We start from the raw sequence: 21,722 nt of genomic DNA on the forward strand, positions 1-21,722 counted from the left end.
TGCAAGTTCCTGACTTTTCGAAAGTCCGTCTATATCTCCAACAAGTTAATGAACTTTATCCTACTCTCTCGTAGGCTCGTTGATACTCCATGTATCTGATGTGATCACTTCTTCTTCGATCACTCTTTTCTGTTTTTCCGTTTTTGATTCGTTGTAAAAACTTATCGAAACGGATTGCAAAGTTACTGCTTAATTCTTTTCAAAACAAGAAAAATTTTAATTTTATTTTTTGTTTCTTTCTGCCGTACTTTTCAAAAAACTATCTCCGTGCTGAACGGGAGTGCAAAGGTAGAAGCTTTTTTTACAAATGCAAAACCCCGCCAAATAATATTTTGTAGCCCTTTTCCCTTATTTTCTTGTTATCAGCATTTTGCGTAAAACAGGGTGTTAATAAATACAGAAGATTCTTCGAATAATGCCATGCTTTTTTTACCGGCTGATATAAATAATGGTTTATTCCCTCCCAGAAATTATCAATGATCCATGGTCATAAAGTGAAATTAAGTCCATTTTGTAGGCCCTGGCCTGGTTTTTTAGTTTTTCCACCACCCATTTTTTGTTGGATCCATCTAAAATAATCTTCCCTCTAAAGCTAAATTCTTTAAAATCCTTCAAATCTTTAACCGCATTGTTTGAAATTAAGACAATCTGAGCAGGTACCGGGGTCCATTTTATCCGCTTAAGAATCCAGACCACGGCATGTTTTCCATCTGATATCTGATTTGCTCCCACATCCGGAACAGGTATTTTCTCTGTTTTGTGAATTCCTGCATGATCATAATAGTTCTTTAAGTGAAACTGATAAACCATGGGGTCGTTTAAAACAGAATCTGCAGCAATGGTTTTCACCTCCCTCCCGTCAATAATACTGACGGCAGAACTGTTGGGTATATAATGAATGGCCATTTCGTGTTGGGATGCCTGCCTGTAAAAACCAAAGATCTTCATCATACACAGTACGGCCGTACTAACAGAAGCCAGCTTGAGGGCACGGATGTCTGATTTCAGAAAGAAGTATGTTAATGATCCTATAAACAGGTAAAGAAGTGCGAGCCCCGGCAAGCTCATACTAAACCCTTTCAAAGAAGAAAAAGGAAGGGTTGTCGTAAAAATAACGAAATCGTTCAGCCATTGTATAAGGTATTTCAAAGCCATTCCCAGGGCATCAGCAAGGAAGGGCACCTTTGCAAAAACAATGAGGAGTAATCCGACAGGTAAAATCGGGGTGGCTAAAATGGCTACGGCAGGATTGGAAAGAAGGAAGTACGTCGGAAACTGGTGGAAATAATAGATACTTAAAGGAAAAGTAAATAACTGGGCGACAAATGAAACGACCGAGATCTCCCACAGCCACCGGAGTGCCCGGTTTTTAATCTCAAGTTGGTTGCGAATGGGATTATAAAGCATGATTATCCCTAACACCGCCAGATAGGAAAGCTGGAATCCGACATCAAACAGCCAGTTGGGATTAATCAGCAACAATACAAAAGCCGAAAACGCTATAATATTATAGGAATTGGCATCGCGGTTAAGTGCCTGGCCGATCTGAATAAGAGAAAACATAAGGGTGGCCCGGCAAACACTGGGACTTAATCCGGTATACAGGGCATAGATCCATAAGAGGCCAATAAGAATAATAGTAGGAATCAGCTTCTTGTTCTTCTCTTTGTTCAGAAAGCCTGCCATCCAGTTTAAGACCAGAAACAATATTCCAACGTGCATACCCGAAACGGAAAGAACGTGAATCGCCCCGGAAACAGAATAGGCATTGACAATGTCCTGGTCCAGTTCGCTCCTTATGCCGGCAATCAGGGCTTCGGCCACCCCCAACTGATCAGGAGTCTCCAGGTGTTTTCTAAAACTTTGGTCAGAATACCGGTTAAGACTTTGTGCCCATTCAAAAAGCGGATGAATGGTTTTATGGCCTGCCCTGACAAAATCGCCCGTTCTGAGGAAGTGGTGTGTGTATACATTTTTCCTCCGCTGATATTGCCGGTAATCAAATTCGAAGGCGTTTTTCGGGGGTTCTATTTCCCTCGGTTTTCCTCTTATTATATATACATCTCCAAAAGACGGAATACTGTTGCTGGATTTGGTGAAATAAAGGAGTGTCTTACCTTTTACTTTCTTCCACTTATTCCCGGTTCTAATGGCTTTTATTTCGGCGGTGCACTTGTAGGTCTTAGGCTTAGGCTCTGTTGCAGAATTTATGCTTACCAGGTAAGAAGAATAATCACCATGGTTTAAAAAATGTGCGGGTGATGTTCTCTCATTATGAACAACGGCCATCCAGCATCCCAGGATAAATAACATCGGAAAAAGCATATACCTCAAATAGCGTTTGCGGTAAATTATGCCGGCGATATAAACCAGTGAAAACAAGAGAAGGGCCGTCAAAAGAAATTCCGGCTGAGTGCTGCAGTATTCATTGAGGACAATTCCTGGTATAAGGAAAAGTAAATACCTCAGAAATGGGTATGGTTTAAAATTCATAGTTGTGTGAAAAGTTCGGCTTAATTAATAGGACTCTTTCTCGTTCGGGAAATCGCCTTCTTTTACATTTTTTATATATTCTGTAAAGGCATTGATCATAACGCCATACAAATCTGCGTATCTTCTTAAAAACCTTGGCGAGAAGTTCTGGTTGATGCCAAGCATATCATGAACGACCAGGATTTGTCCGTCGCACCCGGCCCCTGCTCCAATGCCTACTGTGGGGATATCTATAGAGTCCGTGACTTCCTGGGCGAGTTTTCCCGGGATTTTTTCCAGCACTACAGCAAAACAGCCTAATTCTGTTAATAGTTTGGCATTGCTTTTTAAAAGCATGGCCTCCTCCTCTTCCTTAGCCCTGACAGAATACGTTCCGAATTTATAGATAGATTGCGGGGTAAGCCCCAGGTGGCCCATTACCGGAATACCCGCACTTAAAATCCTGACAATGGATTCTTTGATTTCCTCTCCTCCTTCCAGCTTAACAGCATGTGCCCCTGATTCTTTCATGATCCTGATGGCAGACCTGAGTGCTTCCTCGGAGTTTCCCTGATAACTTCCGAAAGGCAAGTCTACAACAACCAATGCCCTCTTTACCGCCCTCACAACAGATTGGGCGTGGTAAATCATCTGGTCCAATGTAATAGGCAAGGTGGTTTCATGACCCGCCATGACATTAGATGCCGAGTCTCCGACCAAAATGAGCTCAATGCCTGAAGCATCCACAAGCCTCGCCATAGAATAATCATAGGCTGTAAGACAGGCTATTTTTTGTCCTTTTGATTTTAATTCTTTTAAGGTACTTGTGGTAACTCGTTTGATTTCAGAATGAACAGACATTGCTTTTAATTATTTTGTTGTTTCCTATCTTGAACTTAACCAGGGTTCCGGATTAAGTTTCTCAAAGTTATGCCAAATTTGAAAATTTATTTCAGAAGATCCATCTTTTCTTGCGGCAGATCCTATGATATCTTTAGCTCCCACTTTCTGATTGATTCCCACATTGACTGAGTTGAGGTTGGCATAGACGGTATAATAATCGCCATGCTGAATAGCCACAACCTTATTTAAACCCGGAATCTCAGATATATCCAGGACCACCCCATCAAAAACGCTGAAGACTGTTGCGTTTTCAGTCGTTTGGATATCTATTCCATTATTATCGATCATTACTCCTTTTAACAAAGGGTGACTTTTTACGCCAAAGTGATCCGAAACAAACCCTTCACTTACCGGCCACGGGAGTCTTGCCCTGTTGGCACGGAAACTCCCTGAAACCAGTTTTATATCAGCTTCCTCTTTAGGTGCTTTTACTACCCTGACGGCCGTTTCTTCTTTTTTCCTGTTTTCTATCGCTTCTTTTCTTGACTTCGGCGGGGTTTTCCTGCTGGCCACTTCTTTCGAAATCACAGACGAAATCAGGTTATTCAGGTCTTTAACTGCAGCACGGGTACTTTCTATCTCCTTTTTTATTTCTCCTTCTTTTTTAGAGAGCTCGTCCACAATGGCATTCTGCTGTTTTACCAGCTCTTCCAGGTTTTTCGTTTCCTGGTTGATCTCAGCGGCCAGGCCTTCTTGTTTTTTCTTTTTATCGACCAATGCCTTTTGCCTCTGGGACAGCATTTCAGAGATTCTGTTGATCTGCTGCAATTGCGACTTCCGGTTTTCTGAGTACTGCTTAAGGTACTTGTATCGCATAAAAAGCTCATTGAAGGAGCCGGAAGAAAACAAAAAGCTCAGTTTGGTAATCTTGCTACTGCTCTTGGAGGCTTTATAGATCATTTCAGCATATTCCTTCTGAAGGGCTGCCAGTTGATTTTTCAGGTCTTCCCTTGCCTTGATCAGCTCTCTCATTTCCAAAGAAATGAGCTTGACATCATCATTAATCAAAGCAATCTGCTGTTCTTTATTGGCTATCTGATGATTGAAGGCCTTTACCTGGCCCAGGGTGCTGGATTTTTCTTTCTGTGTGCTGGCAAGGATCTTCCTGGCCTGGTTGATCTTCGCAAGGTTCTGTTTCTTCTCCTTTTCTAACTGACTTCTGGATTTGGCAATCTGAGATTGTCCGAAAACAACCGAAGTCACCAGCATGAGAGCGGCTAAAAAAAACTTGCTTTTATTTAAGGTCTTAAGGGACATCCGGTAATGGGTCTTCGAATACTCTAAAATTTGATTTTCCCTTCACTATATGATTTAGGGATACTAAACGGAAACTTTAACTCCTTGTCTGAAAAATCGAACTTCGAATGTTGAAATGTTATCGTTGTGTTTTTCGGTTGTTCTCCTCCTCCTTTTACAATCACAGAGATGATCTGCGGCAGGATCTTCTCACTCACAGAGACAAACTCCTTGTACTTTATCGACATCTGAGAATTTGACTTCTGATCGTTGGCTTCGATCTCAAACAGCTGGTTATTGCTGCTGTCGAATTTGTTGTCGATGCTTACCTCATTCCTCTTCTGAGCGATTGTATTAAATGATGCCTCTTTCTTATATATATCTGTGTTATCCGGCCTGACGGGCATGTTTCCTAAAATAAGAGATTGCAGCAATCCGAAATTCAGGTCGAAATTCAGCTGCCTGCTTAAATCCGCAAAACTCAGCTTATAATATTTCCTGTTGAGTCTGTCCAGCAAAAATACAGAATCCTGGTTAATGGTCGCTCTTGCAGCTTCAAGCCCGAAAACGACGGAAATCCAGATGACACTGTCTTTCTTTATATTAATATTGGCCGGAAAAGCCTGGTTAAGCTGACTTGACCTGATATCTATCTGGGTTTTCAGTTTTGCTGTTTCAAAAGTGGTTTCAGCTACTTCGAAAAACACCTTCGGCTCATCAGAAGCATTGGTAGTATTTACGATTTCTTTCTCCGGTGCATTGGCAGAATCCTGACTGATGGTTGTGGTAGCGGTCACCGACGGTCCGACCTCCACTCTTGCTTTTTTTAGTTTCTGAGATCTGCAGGAGATAGAAAATATGACGACAAGACCGAGTATAATTTGTTGTAATCGCATTCAATGTTTTTTAAAAATTCTTATTCTATTAATTCGCCGGTGGTGATCTTTTTCCCGATAGTCTGGTTTTCCGGGCTTTTGGAAAGTGCTTTTTTCCATTGTTCAATAGCCCTGGCCTTATCTCCCAGTTTGTACAAAACATCACCATAATGATCATAAACAGCGGCACTGGAGTTTGGATTGATGGTCAGGGCCTGCTCAATGATTTTTTTGGCATTCTGGTAGTCATTTTGCTGATAAAGGACCCAAGCATGGGTGTCCAGGTATGAGGCATTATTAGGATATTTCGAAATCAGGGTTGTTGACAGTTCTTTGGCCCTGTCAAGCTTCTGCTTTCTTAAGGCCAGGAAATAACTGTAATTATTCAGTACATATTCGAAGTCAGGAGCGTCTTTTAAAACCGTTTCATAAGCCGCATCCGACTTGGTGTATTGTTTCAATTCATTCCAGGCATCGCCCAGCAGGGCATTCACATGGTTTTTCAGATCCGGGTTTCCGGATGCCAGTCTTCCGGCTTCCTGCAATGAAGCAACGGCATCTTCATAGTTTTTTAAAACATAGTTTCCCATCCCGTTCTGGTGCCACAGAAAAGCCTGGTTAGGAAAATACTCCAATGCCTTTTCTGAATGTTTCACGAGCTCTTTCATCTGGTTGAGCTTGGAATCGAGCTCTATAATGGCCAGCCACACTTCAAAAATGGAACTGTCATATTTTACAGCCTGCAGGTAGGCCTCTCTCGCTTTTTCAGGCTCTCCTTTTTTAACCAGGATGTCTGCGAGGAAAACATAGGCCTTAGCCTCCTGAGGAGCCTGTTGAATTACGCTTTCTGTCAACGAAAGCAACTGATTATAGTCTATCGGTTCTTTTCTTTCGTCAATGGAAAGGATATAATTACCCAATATCTTAAGTTTGATATCGGCTGTGAGGCTCTTGTTGGCAAATGCCTTCTGAAGTTGCTCATTACTTTTGGCGATGTCTCCCTTTTTTCTGTAAATTTCCGAGAGGAGTACATTGGCTTCGCCGATGGCAGGGTTATGTTTCAGGTTTTCTGTCAGCAAATCTATAGCTTCATTCAGCCTGTTGTTGGCCATCATGATCTGAGCCTGCTGAATTAAAAACTCCGGCTCCAGGGGTTCAGACTTCATCAGTTTATCCCCTTCTTTTAAAGCGGCATCCACCTTATTCTGATTCAGGAAAATCAACTGTTTTTGCCTGGTAATTTCTTCGTTGACGCCGATGGTCCTTTCCAGGTCATCAAAAACCTTGATGGCTTCAGAACTTTTATTCTGAACCATATAGGCGTCTGCCAGGGCCAGATAGTTTTCAATGTCTCCGGGGTGCATTTTTTCGATTTTCCGGAATACTTCAACGGCCTCTTTATATCTTTTGGATTTTACCAGCAACTCTCCGTACTGTTTCTGATAAAACACGTTTTCCTTATCTATACTCTGGGCTTTCTCAGCATATGAGGTTGCCTTATCCAGGTTATTCTGCAGGTTTTCAATCCGCGACAGCATGAAGAATGCCCCGGCATTTTCTCCGGATTTGTCAACTATCACCTTGAAGTTTTTCCCAGCATTGGCGTAATCCTCCGCAATAAAGTACTTCATCCCCTCCACAAACACCGCCTCAGTCTGAAGATCTTTCTCACTTACTGTGCCATCCTTTTTGTCAGGACGTCCCTTTTGAGCCATCCCCATCAGTGGAATAAAACACAGAAAGTATATTTTAATAATACCTGTTTTCATGTCTGGTGAGCACCTGCTAATTAGTAATTTATTATTTTTGATCTCGGTGATTTCTGGTTTATCTGAAATTAGCTTAAAACTACTTCAAAAACCATTAGAAAACGTAAAAATGAGTAATTTGTTACAAAAACACAAACTATTGCGTATTTTGTGTGCCTTATTACAAAGCCCTGATAAAGTAAAAGCTTAAAACCCTTAAAAATGGCCAAAAATAAAAAAATCTCTCAGCCTGTCATTGAGACAGCCCTGCCAATAAAGCCTTTTCAAATCAACCCGTATCTTGTCCTTTCCTTGCTTGGTGTCCTGGTTTTCATTTCGTATTCCCTGGTGTGGGACAATGGCCTCGTGTGGGATGATGAGATCTATATTCTACTGAATGATAATGTAAAAGACTTTAACCTTAAAGGCATTTTCACAGATTTTGCCGCGGGTAATTACCACCCCCTGACCATGCTTTCCCTGGCCATAGACTATACGATTGCAGGTAAAAGCCCCTCTGTCTATCATTTTACGAACATCATCTTTCATATTCTGAACTCCTGGCTGGTTTTTATTATCTTCCAGAAACTCCGTCAGTCTTTTAATGTTTCGATTTTATCTGCTTTGTTATTCGCTATTCACCCGCTACATGTTGAGTCTGTTGCCTGGGCGGCCGAACGCAAGGATGTTTTATACACGTTCTTCCTGTTGCTTTCCCTGATCAACTACCTGAAATTCGATGATAGCAACAGCAAAAAGTATTATGTCTACTCGATCCTGTTCTTTCTGGCGTCCTGTCTTTCCAAGGGTATGGCCGTTGTTTTGCCTGCTTTGCTGATTATTACAGACCTCTGGATGCTGAAGAAGCCGTTGAAACCCGCTTTGTTGATCAACAAAATCCCTTATTTCGTCCTGACGCTTATCTTTGCTTACATCGCTACAACGGCACAAAAAGATGCCGGAGCCGATGCTTCCCAGGTGATAAGCGATGCATATACCCCATTTGAACGTGTTCAAATGGTGGCGTTTGCCTTTTTGTTTTATTGGGTAAAGACTTTCTTCCCCATCAATCTTCTGCCTTTTTATCCTTATCCTACCAAGATCGACGGTGCCATGCCTTCTGTTTATGCGTCTGCTCTGGTTGGTATAGTCATTTTTACAGTCCTGGTATGGTGGCTTGGCCGAAAAAAACCAAAGGTGTTTTGGGCTGCAGCATTCTTCCTGATTGCGGTTTCCACTGTTTTACAGGTTTTCCCTGTCGGAAGTGCCGTGGTGGCCGACAGATATTACTACCTGTCTTCTATAGGACCTTTGTTTCTGATTGCTTCTGTTTTGGCAAGGTTTATTGACAAAAGCAGCTTAGGTTATATTGTTTCGGGGCTTATTATTGTGATATTATCGGTGATGTCGTTTTTCCAGGTGGGCCATTGGAAAAACGGGTTTACCCTTTTTAAGCCTGCAGAGAAATTCTATCCGGCAAGTCCCATGGTTTTAAGCAATATTGGCTGGTATTACCTGGCTCAAAAAGACTTTGTAACCACCAAAAAATACATGCTGGCTGCTGATGGTAATAATTTTCAGAACGCCGACGTTTGCCGTACCATCGGCTCTATCCTTATTGATGAAGGGGATTACAAAGGGGCCCTGGAGTATCTCCGGAAATCCGAGCAGTTTCTCCCTAAAAACAACCGTGTGTACTGGCTCATGTCACTGGCCTATTACAAAAGCAATGACTTTGATAATGCGATGAAATTCAATCTTATTGCGACAAAAAATGATCCAGACAACGCCGAATACCTCATTACCCAGGGCTCTATCCTGATGGGCCAGAAAAAGTATGACGCTGCGAGAGCTGTTTTTGACAGCATTATTAAAAAAGATCCGAAGAACTGGGACGCTCATTTAAACCGGGCCCTGTCTTTTGGTCTCGAAGGTGATGCAGCCAGAGAAGTCCGGGACCTGGAAGCCCTGATTGCCAAAAACCCGCAGTTTATGCCGGCATATAAAAACATCGGGATTTCATTTATCAATACCGGCTCAGACAGCAAAGCCATTGAGTTCTGGCAAAGGGCTGCTGTTTATGACACTACCGGTGATTTTGAATACAATATCGGGGTAAATTACGCCATCAGGAACAATGCCCAGCTAGCAAGGGAATGGCACACCAAAGCTGCCCGTAAAGGCAAGAAAGAGGCGATTGAAGCTTTAAAAGTAAAACAACCTTAATGTGATCCCGGCTGTTTTTCCAGCTCATCAAGCAACTGGTTATATACTTTATACCTTCTTTCTTTGATTTTAGTCTGGGCTATTTTTTCGGCTTTGGTAAATCCTCCGGTATAGTACCTTTGAAACCACGGTAAGGTTGAAATACCGGCCTCCCAAAACGAATTGTTCAAGCCCGCACGGATGCCGAGATAGAATAAACCACCGGTAAGGATCATCGAATTAAGTCCGTTTTTTATGTCTCCCACGTAAAATTGACCAAGGCCGGGAATGATCATGCTCAGGATTTTGGCCTTTTTGGGGCTGATGCGGCTGATCCTGTCGTTCTTTCTGAAGAGTTTGTGTATGATTGTTGTATCAGAAACCTGGCTTTTAAAGCTCTTTTCAGAGGCAGCAAACTCATCTTTTGCAAAATAAACCATCCCTTCGTAATAGTCTCTTTTCCTGCTCTGGCCTGAATACAAACTATCGGTAAGGTTAAGCAGCTCTATCTGGGCATAGTCATATTGCCTCAGAATAAGATAGCAGGAGGCCTTCAGAAAGTTAATCTCATTTTTGACACTGTCAGAGCTTTCTGAAAAAAACGCGAGTTCGTAATAATTGGCTGCGTCCTCAAATTTCTCCGTATTATAAAGACAATCGGCTATGTTTTTATAGATTTCCCGGCCGTATTCACCGTTCTGGTCAAAAAACAGCACTCTCTTGTAAACTTCCACAGCATTACTGTACTCTTTCTTTTCAAACAGAGTATTGGCAAAGCTTAACGTCTGGTCTATGGTCTGCCCATGGACGGCTACGCTGCTAATAATAAGTATTAAACAAAGCACTCGCCTCATGTTGCAACGTATTAATCTTTTTCCTGTTATAGTCATTCGCCGATTTCGCAGATCCGTAGATATTCCCGATGTAAAACCCGGTTCCGATCGTTCCATAAATCCATCCACGGGCGTCATTTATCCCATGTTTATTAAACATCCTGTAAGACTGAAACGCCATCACCCCCACAAATACAAAGGAAATCAGGCCGTCCTTCCAGTTTTTGGTATAGGCTTTTCCTGTTCCGGGAACAATCGTCGATAATGCGGCTGCCAGGAACGGGCTTTTCTTCTTGCCGTTCAACCCCCTGTCCAGGATAGATTGATAACCGGCTGCCAAAGGGTTCTGAACATTTCCGAACTGGGACAACTGAGCCTGTGCATTTTTGAATTTTGAGTCAAATATCAGGGTGGTGGTCTTCAGTAATATTTTATCTTCTGCCGGTATCGATTTGCTTTCATTCCAAAAACTTACAGCTTCTGGAAAGCTCCTTTTGTTCATCAGTATTTTGGAATACTCCATCGCATGCGGAAAGGGCATTTCAGCCGTTTCAGGATACAATTGTGACACCCTGAGCAAGCCCGTGTCAAATTTACCGGATAAACGATAGGCTTTGATAAGATTGAGTTTGAGACTGTCGTTGGATGAATTTAAAAATACCAGACGCTCATATTCTTTGGTAGCCAGGTCAAATTGCCCTGACTTAAGCAGGTATTCTCCGAATTTTTTTGAATTTTCGTAAGTATAAAGATCCTGGGAAAACCCGTTGCAAAATGGAAAAAGCAAGACAACCGTCAAAACTTTAAATAGTTGTTTTTTCATAACAAGGCACTAGTTGACGATCGAAACAATGGGTACATATTTTTTTTCTCTCGGATCATCTTTTAAAAGCATGGTCTTTTTTTCAAGTTCATAATTTGAAGGGGATAATCCGTTACACCTTGTAAGCCTGTCCATGGTCATCATACCCCCTCTGATCATTCCATACTGCTTAACCGACAATATCCCGAATTCCGAGCAGGAAGGTGTAAAAGTACAGACTGACTGATCCTGTGATGAAACGAAGGTTTTATAAAACAAAAAGAGTCCGGAGAACAGAACCTGTATTTCGTTTTTATTATTTTTTGCTTCTGTATACTCTCTTTTGACGTTTCCGTCATCAATAATGTTGCGATGACGACCGATCTCCGATTTTGTCTGTGCTTTCAGGTCATTTTTTAGCAGTAACAGACTTAGTAATAGGAATCCTGTAACGATATATTTCATCTTCATTATTTTGATCTATTAAAACGTTTTTATAGGTCGTCAATTGTGTATTGACCCTCCCGTCTTCAGCATAACTGATCATGGTCACTTCCGTTGGGAACTCCACTCCTTTTACGTTGACGTACTTCTTGAAAAACTGACGACTGACAATTTTCCCTTTGGCATTGTAAAAGATCATGGCATCCAGTTTCTTATTGATAGTCAGCATTTTGATGTCCCCAAATACCTTTTTAAATTCTTTTTCTGCCGGCACCCATGTTGTGGTCAGACCCTTCTCGTCCTTTTCCACTTTCCCGATCTTATAGATGGCCCGGTCATTGGCGGCGGCTTTTAAGCCGTAATCAGACAGTTTTCCTGTCAAAGCCAGGTGAAACACCGTAAAATCAGGGATAAGGAATGTCCTCGATGACTCAATAAGTTTATTTGTCTTGTCGATTTTAAAAAGCGTGGTATCCTGGATGACCATGGTTTCGATGTTAGGGAAATTCAGCTTATAAACGATCTTTTTGTAGAGTTTATCATAATATACTTTCCCCATCGTCAGACGGTAGGTTCCGTCTACCAACTTATCTTTCACCGAAATATCGGCTTTGAATCTGTAAAACTGCTGTGCCTGGCCATATTGCGAACCGGCAATCAACAGAAATACAAACAGGAATATTTTTATTGGATTCATTACTCTTTTTTTAAAGCTCCGAGTGTAATCAGTATGTCACACTTGCCGCTGTGGTTGCCAGAAACAAGAAATAGCCCAGATATAGTACCGCTGCTGTAGCCCCGCTTACCAGGCAGCCATAGAAGGCTTTTTTGGTTTGCTCTTTATCTTCATCGGAAAAGATATATACCAAAAGAATACCAAGACCGCCTAAACAGCATCCCCACCAAAAACTCGGAACCCCCAGAGGCAATTCATCTTTGGTATCAAATGTCATCGTTGCCTCTTGTCTCATTTCAATATCTGATAACAACTGTGGGTTTACTTTTTCAAGCTCTTTTATATCAAGGCCCTTGTTTTTCGACACGAATTCTTCGATCCGGTTAAGTTTCTCAAACTCCTGTGTCATTTGATTTTCATCATAATCAAAGGGCTGTGCAGTTTCTTTTGCAATGGAAAATAAAGAAATGGAACAAAACAATAGTACCAGGCCGGTGTATCTGATTTTCATCTGTTTTTAAAAATTATTCTTGGGATGGGGATAACGACGGGTTTCCCTTACAAATTGGGTATTTACTTATAAATAAAAATAGTCTAACCCTTTTGAAGGGTTAGACTATTTTCTGATTTCTTATTATTACCAGAACAGGCTGTTAATAAAGACCGCGTAAAGGATCCAGATACCAGTCCAGATCAAACAACCAAAAAGGGCTTTCTTGGTTTGATCTTTGTCTTTATCAGTAACAAGGTAAACGATAAGGATACCTATGATACCCAGTACACATCCCCACCAGAACGCCGGGATTCCAAGAGGAAGCTCGTCCGCCATTAGTGAAGCAGATGCATCTGCACTTAGGTTGATGCCTGAAACAAGTTCAGAGTTTTGAGATTTAAGGCTCTCTAAAGTAGTACCTTCGTTTTTCTGAACGTACTTCTCGATTTTTTCTAATTGCTTAAAGTCTGCATTGATTTTTTGTTCATTATAGTTGAACGTCTCTTTTGCTTCTTCAGCGAAAGACAATGAGATGCTTAAGCTGAATAATGCGATAAGGGAAAGAATTTTCTTCATAATTGAAAGATTTTATTGTTAAAAGAAAGTGACAATATTAAACTATTTTCGTTTGCTTTTCAAAGAAATTAATCAAAACATTTTGTCTGTTTTGAAAATAGTTCATTAAAAGACATTTTTATTTAAAAATCACTCCGGATTCTTCGCTTTTGTTAAAACTTAAGTGTTATACCTACCGTAGAAAAAGGAGAGCCAAGTTCCGCATAAACGCCCAGGCTGCCTTTCAGCTGATATCTTAAGCCCACATAACCACCCAGCATAACCCCGGTGCCTGCTCCGCTGTATCCAACATAACCATCTGTGTAAGAAACCCTTCTGAAACCACCCGTTAAACCTACATACGGATCGAATTTATCTGCATCCATTCCAAGCGGTTCTTCCAGGAATTTACCAAAGTGAACAGCTCCGCGTCCACCCAATACTAAATAGTTGTATCCGTATCCGAAGTAAGATCTTCTTGAAAAACCGGCCATCGCACCAACACTGATCAGATCTGACACCCCATAGTCAAGAGAAGCATTTGCTCCGAGACCGTAACCATAACCAACACCCACATTCAGATTTTTTGTTCCTTTATCAAATCCCTGAGCCTGAACCAAACTCACTGAAAGGCAAAAAACGGCAAAAAACAATAGTTTTTTCATAATAACAATTTGGATTAAAATTTTTGTACGTTAAAAGTTTACTCATCAGATTCCGCAAATATCCGCTTCTCTGACTCCATATGAATATTTATTCTGCAAATCAACGGAAGATTATCGAATCAAGCTATTCAAGGCCTAAAAAAAAATGATTTTTTTATTTAACGGTTGGCAAAAAAACATACATGCTGTTTTTTGTTTATTATTACATTATTGTTTTATTCCTTAAATTCTTCAACATGAAAAACCTGACCGCCGGCGACTTTAAAATTACCGGGAAAAAATCTTTTAAACTGGAAGATGAAAAAACCAAAATAAAGGATTTATACGATTCTAAAGAAGATTATGAACTGCTCCTCAGCAATCTCCAAAACGAAATGGATGAGCTGCAGAGCATGATGTATGCCCATAACCGCTATGGAATGCTGGTGATATTCCAGGCCATGGATGCTGCCGGGAAAGATGGAACCATGAAGGCTGTTTTTCAGAACGTAAACCCGATGGGACTGAGTTTTTATTCATTCAAAAGGCCTTCAGAAACCGAGCTTAATCATGATTACCTGTGGCGTTGTTTCAAAGAGCTTCCTGAAAGGGGAAAGATCCAGGTTTTTAACCGGTCTTACTATGAAGAGGTGCTGGTGGTTAAAGTGCATCCTGAAATACTGATCGCTTCACAGAAAATTCCGCACGAATTGACAGAGGATGTTGATAAAGTATGGAAAACCAGGTACAAAGACATTTCAGCTTTTGAAGACTACCTAAATAATAATGGTATAAGGGTTATCAAACTATTTCTCAATGTCTCAAAGCAGGTGCAAGGGGAGAGGCTGATCGAAAGAATCGAGGACATTAACAAAAACTGGAAGTTCGAAGAAGGCGATATCAAAGAAAGGGCTCTCTGGAACGATTATATGAAGGCTTATGAAGAAATGATTGACGAAACCTCGTCCAAAGAAAACCCCTGGTATGTCGTTCCTGCAGACGATAAAAAAAATATGAGGCTGATTGTCGCCCAGATCATCAATGAAAACCTGAAATCATTGGCCATAAGCTATCCGAAATCGGATGAAAAACGAAAAGCCGAGCTCGAAAAGCTGATTGCTACCATAAAAGAGCAAAATTTATCCTGATTGCCATTTTTTTCCGGTAATTAAACAAATCATGCTTAATTTTGTGTTCTGTATAAAGACGGCCAAGCTATTGGGCGTCTTTCATGCGTTTATTTAATATTAATCAATCATTCGTGAAAGCTTCCGATTTTCTTAAAATCTACACAGAGGATAGTTTCGTTCTGAATATTCAAAAGAAACTCGGTGACCACAAAATACTCCAGATAGAAGGCCTGACCGGCAGTCTGGACGCTGTGATGGTGGCTGCGACATTTCTGAATAAACCTCAGACACTTCTGGCTGTCCTTTCCGATAAAGAAGACGCATCTTATTTTCTTAATGATCTCCAGCACCTGATGGGGGAGGAGAGTATCGCCTATTTTCCGGCTTCATTCAAAAAACCCTATGAATACCAGGAAATTGAGAACGCTAACGTATTGCTGAGATCCGAATTGCTTAATAAACTCAATCAGCAGGAGTCTCCTTTAATTATCGTTACCTATCCGGAAGCCCTCGCAGAAAAAGTGATCAACCGGAAAAGCCTGGTTGCCAATACCTTAAAGCTGACGAAAGGGGATACCCTGGACCTTAATTTTTTGACAGAACTGCTTGTCTCTTATGATTTCGAACGCACCGACTTTGTTTATGAGCCTGGTCAGTTTGCCATCAGAGGGGGCATCGTCGATATTTTTTCCTATGCATCCGAACATCCCTGCCGCATAGAGCTTTGGGGAGATGAAATAGACAATATCCGTTTATTTGACCCTGAAAACCAGCTTTCAAATAAATCAGTAGGCTCTGTTACGGTTATTCCCGATGTGCAGCATAAGCTCACTCACGAAGAAACAGAACCTATTTTTGCGTTCCTGCCTGCCGAAACCACCGTATGGGTAAAAGACCTGAACTTCACACTTGACAGGATAGAAGAAAATTTTGGAAAAGTAATCCAGGCCCACGATGCCCTGGTTCAGAAAAGCGGCGGAATTAAGGTCATTCTTGAACCCAGCCATTCTTTCTCAGACCGCAAAGAGAGCCTTTCTCTCGTAGAAAACCATTCCATTGTGGAATTCGGCCATCGTTTCTTTTTCCGCAAAGCAGAAAGGGTCTCTTATCTTTCCAAATCCCAGCCTTCATTCAATAAGGATTTTAACCTCCTGATTGATGACATCGCCGAAAGAAAAACCAAAGGATTCAGCCCTTTTATCTGTTCGGATTCATTGAAGCAGCTGAACCGCCTGGAGACCATTTTCACAGAAATCAAGCCCGGGCTTCATTTTACACCCCTTTCGGTAAGCTTTAGAGAAGGTTTTATAGACCATCAGAACAAAATTCTGGCCTATACCGATCACCAGATTTTTGAACGTTTGCACCGTTACAACGTAAAAGACAAATTTTCCAAATCAAAAGCACTGACTATCAAGGAATTAAAGTCTCTGCATACCGGCGATTTTGTTACCCACATAGACTATGGTATCGGACGTTTTGCGGGGATGGAAACCATCGATGTGGGGGGTAAAAAACAGGAAGCTATCCGCCTGATTTACAAAGACAATGACCTGCTGTTCGTTAATATACACAGTTTACATAAAATAGCGAAATATTCCGGCAAAGAAGGTGTTCCACCTTCCATGAGTAAGCTGGGTTCCGGCGACTGGGAAAATAAAAAGTCGAAAGTCAAAAGGCAGGTCAAAGACATTGCCAAAGAACTTATTGCACTTTATGCCAAAAGGAGGGAGGCTCCCGGTTTTGCATTCTCCCAGGACGGTTTTATGCAGGCAGAGCTGGAGTCTTCGTTTATGTACGAAGACACCCCGGACCAGGCTTCTGCCATAGCCAAGGTCAAAGAGGATATGGAAAAATCTCACCCAATGGACAGATTGGTTTGTGGTGACGTAGGTTTTGGGAAAACAGAAGTGGCTATCAGGGCCGCCTTCAAAGCCGTCAACGACTCCAAACAGGTGGCCGTTTTGGTTCCGACTACCATCCTCGCCATGCAACACCACAAGACCTTCTCAGAAAGGTTGGCTAAAATGCCTGTCAATGTGGATTATATTAACCGGTTCAAAAGCAGCTCTGACACCACTGCCACCCTTAAGAAGCTTAAAGAAGGAAAAGTGGATATTATCATTGGCACACATAGACTGCTCAATAAAACCATCGAATTTAAAAACCTCGGCCTTCTGGTCATCGATGAGGAGCAAAAATTCGGGGTGAAGTCGAAAGACCGGATCAAAGAACTAAAGCTTAACGTCGATGTGCTGACCCTGACCGCCACCCCGATCCCGAGAACCCTGCATTTCTCTCTTATGGGAGCCCGGGATTTGTCGGTCATAGCCACGCCACCGCCTAACAGACAGCCTGTTACGACCGAAGTCGAGGTTTTTAAAGAAGAAATCATACGGGATGCCATAAGTTATGAACTGAGAAGGGGAGGGCAAGTCTTTTTTGTTCATAACCGGGTCAATGACATTGATTCTATTGCCAACATTATTTACAGACTCGTTCCTGAAGCCCGGATTGGTGTCGCACATGGTCAGATGGAAGGTGATAAGCTGGAAAAAGTGATGATGAGGTTTATAGAAGGTGATCTTAACGTCCTGATCTCTACCAACATCATCGAATCGGGCCTAGATATTCCAAATGCCAATACCATTATTATCAATCAGGCCCATATGTTCGGTATGTCTGACCTGCACCAGATGAGAGGCAGGGTAGGGCGTTCCAATAAAAAGGCTTTCTGTTACTTGCTAACTCCGCCTTTGTCAGGCCTTACAAAAGATGCCAGGAAGAGGCTTCAAACGCTTGAAGAGTTTTCAGACCTCGGAGATGGTTTTAAGGTCGCGATGCGTGACCTGGATATTCGGGGAGCCGGAAACCTCCTTGGATCCGAGCAAAGTGGCTTTATCAATGACCTGGGCTATGAAACATACCATAAAATCCTGGACGAGGCCGTTACAGAACTTAAAGAGACCGAATTCAGAAGTCTTTTTGAGGAAGAGCTTTCTGCCAAGAAATTCATCATTGAAGACTGCCAGGTAGAAACCGATCAGCAGATCCTGATTCCGGATACTTACATTACCAATATTTCAGAACGTCTTTCCATCTATAACAGCATCGATGCCCTGAAGGATGAAAAAGAGCTGGAAGAACTCCAGAGCTCCATCATTGACCGCTTCGGTAAACTCCCTGTTGAGGTGACAGAACTCTTTAAAGTAGTGAAGGTCAGGTGGAAAGCCGAAATCATCGGTTTCGAAAAAATAACCCTTAAAAATAATATCTTGAAAGGGTTCTTCGTTTCATCAAAGCACCAGGAATATTATCAGACGGATAAGTTTGGCAGAATTCTTGATTACATAAAATTGCATCCAAAGGTTTGCAGTCTGAAGCAGGTAAAGGAAAAACTCATATTTACTGTGGAAAATGCCCTCTCAATGGACCGGATCAGCAACTTATTTGATGATGTTATCAAACATATTAATGATTCAAAAGGTAGTTGATTATAATTTTTAATCTATTTTTGTGGTTTAAAGCGATTAACAAAATAAAACGATAAGATGAAGAGACTAGTTTTAGGTGCTTCCATGGTAGCAATGTCTTTTTTAGTTTTTTCTTCCTGTAAGAGTGGAAAAAAGAACAGCCTTAATCCGGGCAGCAAAAGTGGGACAACGGGAGTTGCCTACGCCAAAAAAGGGAAAGAAGGGTTTCAGGTAGCTCAATTCAGCGGTCAGCCGGCAGGACCCAACATGGTGTTTATTGAAGGTGGTCGTTTTACAATGGGTACTTTGGAAGAAGATGTTACTTTCTCCCGCGATAACCTTGAGAGAACAGTAACTGTAGCCTCTTTTTACATGGATGAAAGAGAAATTGCGAATATTGACTGGCTTGAATATCTATATGCCGTACAGGCAGACTCAACCCGTGAGTTTGTAGAATCAGCACTTCCTGATACTACCGTCTGGGCCAACCCGATGTCATTTAATGATCAGTACGTTGATCAGTACTTGAGATACCCTGGTTTCAGGATGTATCCTGTAGTTGGGGTTTCGTGGGTACAGGCTGTTGACTATTGTAAGTGGCGTTCTGCTACGGTAAACAATGCCATGGCTGCCAAATTTGGCGGAAGTGATAAAGGCGGTAAGAAATTATTCTCTTTCGGCAAAAAGAACAAAGGTGAGGCTCCTGCAGCTGAAACTCCGAAAGCCTCCGGCGGAAGAGTTGCGATTGAAACCGGTATTGTATTGCCCGATTTCAGACTTCCGACAGAAGCTGAATGGGAATATGCAGCCAAAGGTATGATCGGCACCCAGTACGTAGATGAAAACCAGGCCAATCAAAGGGTGTACCCATGGGATGGTTCATCCATGAGAAAATCTAAAGGAAAGTCAAAAGGAACCATGTTGGCTAACTTCAAAAGAGGTAGAGGAGACTACGCTGGTATCGCCGGAAGACAAAACGACAAAAACATCATTACTGCTGAGGTTTACGATTTCCCTGCCAATGACTTCGGTCTTTATCAGATGGCCGGAAACGTTAACGAATGGGTATATGACCTTTATCGTCCGAACTCATACCAGGACTTCAACGATCTTAACCCGATCCGTAGAAATGATTACCAGGATGAGGCCAATCTTTATGACAAAGAAAACTTCAACTCATTGATCGACAATAAATTGAGAGTTTACAAAGGTGGTTCATGGAATGATGTAGCTTACTGGCTGTCTCCGGGAACACGTAGATATCTTGATCAGGACTCATCAACAGCCACTATCGGTTTCAGATGTGCGATGATCTCGGTAGGTCCTAAAGGCAAAAGAAAGCTGTAAAAAGTTCTTAAAAATAATGATAATAGCCTCTGTATTTCAATATGCAGAGGCTATTGTTATAATATAGATTTCTGAACATCCGCTTTCCAGCAATGCTGCTCCTGCCACTTCAAGCGTTGCTCCGGTGGTCAGAACGTCGTCTACAAGGGCGATCCTCTTTCCTTCTACCTTGGATCTGTCATTGACTGTAAAAACGCCCTCAATGTTCTTAAAACGCCCGAAACGGCTTGATCTGCGGGTCTGCGACTCCGTGAAAGTATTCCGTTTCAGAATTTCTGTATCAAGCGGTATCTTCAGGGCCTCTGACAGTCCTTTGGCAAGATGATTAGCCTGGTTGTAGCCCCTTATTCTTTCCTTCTCCTTGTGTAAAGGAACGCCCGTTATAAGGTCAATCCTGTGCTCCAGTTCAAGTGCTTTCAACTCGGTTCCATACCAAAAACCCATATATTCGGCTAATTCAGGCTTGTTTTTGTACTTTAATGCATGAAGAAGCTTTTGAACTTTACCTTTTTTGGTAAACTTTAAAAATGAATACGTATTTTTAACATTTAATTTGCCCCAAAACTTTCTCTCTATCAAATCTGTTGGTAAAATGTGAGAATCCGTTTTGGGAAGGGTGTAGAGGCAATTAACACATAGATGTTTTTCAGAAGCATTCAGCACTGTTTCACATGAAACACATGTTCTGGGATATATGATGTTAAGCAGGTGGTGGAAAAGTTTTTTCATGTGTGAAAATTACGTAAAATGACAGAAGAAATCAAAGAAATACAGGAGAATTGGGATAATCTGACACGGTTTCTGAAGCAAAACCTGGGTAAAAAACCTGCCGATTTAAAAGGCGTTTTGTTTCTGATAGGGGTACAGGAACTCGGGAAAGGCAATCTCCATTTTTCAAAAGAAGAAAAACAGGATTTAATACATATAGCGGTTTGCAAGGTTTTAAGTTATGACGGATACTATGAGCTTGACGGCCATGATCAGGATGGCTGGCCTCACTGGAAACTTGTCAGGCAATTGCCGGCGTTTGATTTATTCTCACAGGAGAATCTACTCAAACATTATGTGATTCAATATTTCCGGAACGAGATTGGTTTACATATCTGATATAAATGAAAATAGTTAGTTTTAACGTTAACGGAATCCGTTCGGCCCTCAGCAAAGGCCTTAAAGACTGGTTTATTGAGCAAAACCCTGATATCCTCTGTCTTCAGGAAATAAAGCTCTCAGAGACAGAATTAGTAGAGCCGATCTTCCTTGAATTAGGGTACCATTGTTACTGGTATCCGGCCCAGAAAAAAGGTTACAGTGGCGTGGCTATCATCAGCCGTACCGCCCCAGACAATATCACCTTTGGCATGAATATTGAAAAATATGACAATGAAGGTCGGGTAATAGTTGCTGATTATCAACACTTTAGCTTATTATGTGCCTATTTCCCGTCCGGAACAACCGGCGATGAGAGACAAAGCGTAAAAATGAGCTTTTTAGATGACATCTACACTTTCATAGATCAGAAAATAAAGTCGGGAACAGGGAATCTGATTATTTGCGGGGACGTTAATATCTGTCACACTGAAATAGATATTCATAACCCCAAGTCAAACGCAAAAACTTCAGGGTTTCTCCCGGAAGAAAGAGCGTGGGTAACAAAATTCCTGGATACGGGAATGATTGACACTTTCCGGCATTTTAACAGTGATCCGCACAATTATACCTGGTGGTCATACAGGGCAGGGGCAAGGCCCAAGAATCTGGGATGGCGTATCGATTATTTTTTCAGTACAGGACAAATGATTGATTTACTGATGGATGCAAAAATTCATGCGGATGTATTTATGTCTGATCACTGTCCTATTTCGTTAGAATTAAAGATTTAAATATTA

General features: G+C 41.6%; 19 protein-coding genes. 6 read left to right on the plus strand and 13 right to left on the minus strand.

The genetic code is table 11. The annotated features are described in order from the left end of the window. Positions 1–453 precede the first annotated feature (453 nt). The 5 genes from GVN16_RS11205 to GVN16_RS11225 are packed head-to-tail and all read right to left on the minus strand — an operon-like array spanning position 454 to position 7,255. Positions 454–2,493, minus strand: coding sequence for a ComEC/Rec2 family competence protein (locus GVN16_RS11205; RefSeq protein ID WP_166563992.1), 2,040 nt, complete (start codon positions 2,491–2,493; stop codon positions 454–456). A gap of 24 nt (positions 2,494–2,517) precedes the next feature. Further along, positions 2,518–3,333: a 3-methyl-2-oxobutanoate hydroxymethyltransferase gene (gene panB / locus GVN16_RS11210; protein ID WP_166563993.1), complete on the minus strand. Its 816-nt coding sequence runs from the start codon at positions 3,331–3,333 to the stop codon at positions 2,518–2,520. A 24-nt stretch (positions 3,334–3,357) separates the two neighbouring features. Beyond that, a complete protein-coding gene (locus GVN16_RS11215; protein ID WP_166563994.1) occupies positions 3,358–4,632 on the minus strand; it encodes a murein hydrolase activator EnvC in 1,275 nt (424 codons plus the stop codon). A gap of 23 nt (positions 4,633–4,655) precedes the next feature. Then, positions 4,656–5,507 (minus strand): DUF4292 domain-containing protein, encoded by an 852-nt coding sequence (locus tag GVN16_RS11220; RefSeq protein ID WP_166563995.1) that lies wholly within the window; start codon positions 5,505–5,507, stop codon positions 4,656–4,658. A gap of 20 nt (positions 5,508–5,527) precedes the next feature. Then, positions 5,528–7,255 (minus strand): tetratricopeptide repeat protein, encoded by a 1,728-nt coding sequence (locus GVN16_RS11225; protein ID WP_166563996.1) that lies wholly within the window; start codon positions 7,253–7,255, stop codon positions 5,528–5,530. Positions 7,256–7,456: 201 nt separating this feature from the next. Between GVN16_RS11225 and GVN16_RS11230 the strand changes: the two genes are divergently transcribed. Then, complete coding sequence (locus GVN16_RS11230) at positions 7,457–9,460, plus strand: tetratricopeptide repeat protein (RefSeq protein WP_166563997.1); 2,004 nt, start codon at positions 7,457–7,459, stop codon at positions 9,458–9,460. Here GVN16_RS11230 and GVN16_RS11235 read toward each other — a convergent pair. The 7 genes from GVN16_RS11235 to GVN16_RS11265 form a co-directional block, all read right to left on the minus strand. Continuing rightward, positions 9,457–10,284: a tol-pal system YbgF family protein gene (locus tag GVN16_RS11235; protein WP_166563998.1), complete on the minus strand. Its 828-nt coding sequence runs from the start codon at positions 10,282–10,284 to the stop codon at positions 9,457–9,459. The genes GVN16_RS11230 and GVN16_RS11235 overlap by 4 nt on opposite strands. After that, on the minus strand, positions 10,259–11,095 hold the full coding sequence (locus tag GVN16_RS11240) for a lipopolysaccharide assembly protein LapB (RefSeq protein ID WP_166563999.1): 837 nt from the start codon (positions 11,093–11,095) through the stop codon (positions 10,259–10,261). The genes GVN16_RS11235 and GVN16_RS11240 overlap by 26 nt, the downstream gene beginning before the upstream one ends. A gap of 9 nt (positions 11,096–11,104) precedes the next feature. Next, positions 11,105–11,539 (minus strand): membrane protein insertion efficiency factor YidD, encoded by a 435-nt coding sequence (gene yidD / locus GVN16_RS11245; protein WP_229244138.1) that lies wholly within the window; start codon positions 11,537–11,539, stop codon positions 11,105–11,107. Continuing rightward, the gene (locus GVN16_RS11250; protein WP_166564001.1) at positions 11,484–12,215 is read right to left on the minus strand and encodes a hypothetical protein; all 732 of its coding nucleotides are present in this window, start codon (positions 12,213–12,215) and stop codon (positions 11,484–11,486) included. The genes yidD and GVN16_RS11250 overlap by 56 nt, the downstream gene beginning before the upstream one ends. Positions 12,216–12,243: 28 nt before the next feature. Continuing rightward, complete coding sequence (locus tag GVN16_RS11255; protein ID WP_166564002.1) at positions 12,244–12,705, minus strand: hypothetical protein; 462 nt, start codon at positions 12,703–12,705, stop codon at positions 12,244–12,246. A gap of 126 nt (positions 12,706–12,831) precedes the next feature. Further along, positions 12,832–13,263, minus strand: a complete 432-nt coding sequence (locus GVN16_RS11260) for a hypothetical protein (RefSeq protein ID WP_166564003.1) — start codon at positions 13,261–13,263, stop codon at positions 12,832–12,834. Between the two features lie 152 nt (positions 13,264–13,415). Next, on the minus strand, positions 13,416–13,907 hold the full coding sequence (locus GVN16_RS11265; protein WP_166564004.1) for a hypothetical protein: 492 nt from the start codon (positions 13,905–13,907) through the stop codon (positions 13,416–13,418). A gap of 236 nt (positions 13,908–14,143) precedes the next feature. Between GVN16_RS11265 and GVN16_RS11270 the strand changes: the two genes are divergently transcribed. From GVN16_RS11270 to gldJ, 3 genes are all read left to right on the plus strand, one after another. Beyond that, a complete protein-coding gene (locus GVN16_RS11270; protein ID WP_166564005.1) occupies positions 14,144–15,034 on the plus strand; it encodes a PPK2 family polyphosphate kinase in 891 nt (296 codons plus the stop codon). A 113-nt stretch (positions 15,035–15,147) separates the two neighbouring features. Beyond that, complete coding sequence (mfd, locus tag GVN16_RS11275) at positions 15,148–18,510, plus strand: transcription-repair coupling factor (protein ID WP_166564006.1); 3,363 nt, start codon at positions 15,148–15,150, stop codon at positions 18,508–18,510. Between the two features lie 57 nt (positions 18,511–18,567). Continuing rightward, on the plus strand, positions 18,568–19,836 hold the full coding sequence (gene gldJ, locus GVN16_RS11280; protein ID WP_166564007.1) for a gliding motility lipoprotein GldJ: 1,269 nt from the start codon (positions 18,568–18,570) through the stop codon (positions 19,834–19,836). A 36-nt stretch (positions 19,837–19,872) separates the two neighbouring features. Here gldJ and GVN16_RS11285 read toward each other — a convergent pair whose 3' ends face one another. Continuing rightward, on the minus strand, positions 19,873–20,280 hold the full coding sequence (locus GVN16_RS11285) for a ComF family protein (protein ID WP_166564008.1): 408 nt from the start codon (positions 20,278–20,280) through the stop codon (positions 19,873–19,875). Positions 20,281–20,583: 303 nt separating this feature from the next. Between GVN16_RS11285 and GVN16_RS11290 the strand changes: the two genes are divergently transcribed. Together GVN16_RS11290 and GVN16_RS11295 are read left to right on the plus strand one after the other, a co-directional pair. Then, entirely contained in the window at positions 20,584–20,943 is a 360-nt protein-coding gene (locus GVN16_RS11290) for a hypothetical protein (protein WP_166564009.1), read from the plus strand. A gap of 5 nt (positions 20,944–20,948) precedes the next feature. Beyond that, complete coding sequence (locus tag GVN16_RS11295) at positions 20,949–21,716, plus strand: exodeoxyribonuclease III (RefSeq protein ID WP_166564010.1); 768 nt, start codon at positions 20,949–20,951, stop codon at positions 21,714–21,716. Positions 21,717–21,722: the final 6 nt, after the last annotated feature.

The sequence above is a fragment of the Emticicia sp. CRIBPO genome (assembly GCF_009905725.1).
Taxonomy (GTDB): domain Bacteria; phylum Bacteroidota; class Bacteroidia; order Cytophagales; family Spirosomataceae; genus Leadbetterella.

Bases quoted from the DNA above. Each gene is read 5' to 3' on its own strand.
- GVN16_RS11205 (WP_166563992.1), bottom strand. From the start codon at position 2,493: ATGAATTTTAAACCATACCCATTTCTGAGGTATTTACTTTTCCTTATA.
- panB (WP_166563993.1), bottom strand. From the start codon at position 3,333: ATGTCTGTTCATTCTGAAATCAAACGAGTTACCACAAGTACCTTAAAA.
- GVN16_RS11215 (WP_166563994.1), bottom strand. From the start codon at position 4,632: ATGTCCCTTAAGACCTTAAATAAAAGCAAGTTTTTTTTAGCCGCTCTC.
- GVN16_RS11220 (WP_166563995.1), bottom strand. From the start codon at position 5,507: ATGCGATTACAACAAATTATACTCGGTCTTGTCGTCATATTTTCTATC.
- GVN16_RS11225 (WP_166563996.1), bottom strand. From the start codon at position 7,255: ATGAAAACAGGTATTATTAAAATATACTTTCTGTGTTTTATTCCACTG.
- GVN16_RS11230 (WP_166563997.1), top strand. From the start codon at position 7,457: ATGGCCAAAAATAAAAAAATCTCTCAGCCTGTCATTGAGACAGCCCTG.
- GVN16_RS11240 (WP_166563999.1), bottom strand. From the start codon at position 11,095: ATGAAAAAACAACTATTTAAAGTTTTGACGGTTGTCTTGCTTTTTCCA.
- yidD (WP_229244138.1), bottom strand. From the start codon at position 11,539: ATGAAATATATCGTTACAGGATTCCTATTACTAAGTCTGTTACTGCTA.
- GVN16_RS11250 (WP_166564001.1), bottom strand. From the start codon at position 12,215: ATGAATCCAATAAAAATATTCCTGTTTGTATTTCTGTTGATTGCCGGT.
- GVN16_RS11255 (WP_166564002.1), bottom strand. From the start codon at position 12,705: ATGAAAATCAGATACACCGGCCTGGTACTATTGTTTTGTTCCATTTCT.
- GVN16_RS11260 (WP_166564003.1), bottom strand. From the start codon at position 13,263: ATGAAGAAAATTCTTTCCCTTATCGCATTATTCAGCTTAAGCATCTCA.
- GVN16_RS11265 (WP_166564004.1), bottom strand. From the start codon at position 13,907: ATGAAAAAACTATTGTTTTTTGCCGTTTTTTGCCTTTCAGTGAGTTTG.
- GVN16_RS11270 (WP_166564005.1), top strand. From the start codon at position 14,144: ATGAAAAACCTGACCGCCGGCGACTTTAAAATTACCGGGAAAAAATCT.
- gldJ (WP_166564007.1), top strand. From the start codon at position 18,568: ATGAAGAGACTAGTTTTAGGTGCTTCCATGGTAGCAATGTCTTTTTTA.
- GVN16_RS11285 (WP_166564008.1), bottom strand. From the start codon at position 20,280: ATGGGTTTTTGGTATGGAACCGAGTTGAAAGCACTTGAACTGGAGCAC.
- GVN16_RS11290 (WP_166564009.1), top strand. From the start codon at position 20,584: ATGACAGAAGAAATCAAAGAAATACAGGAGAATTGGGATAATCTGACA.
- GVN16_RS11295 (WP_166564010.1), top strand. From the start codon at position 20,949: ATGAAAATAGTTAGTTTTAACGTTAACGGAATCCGTTCGGCCCTCAGC.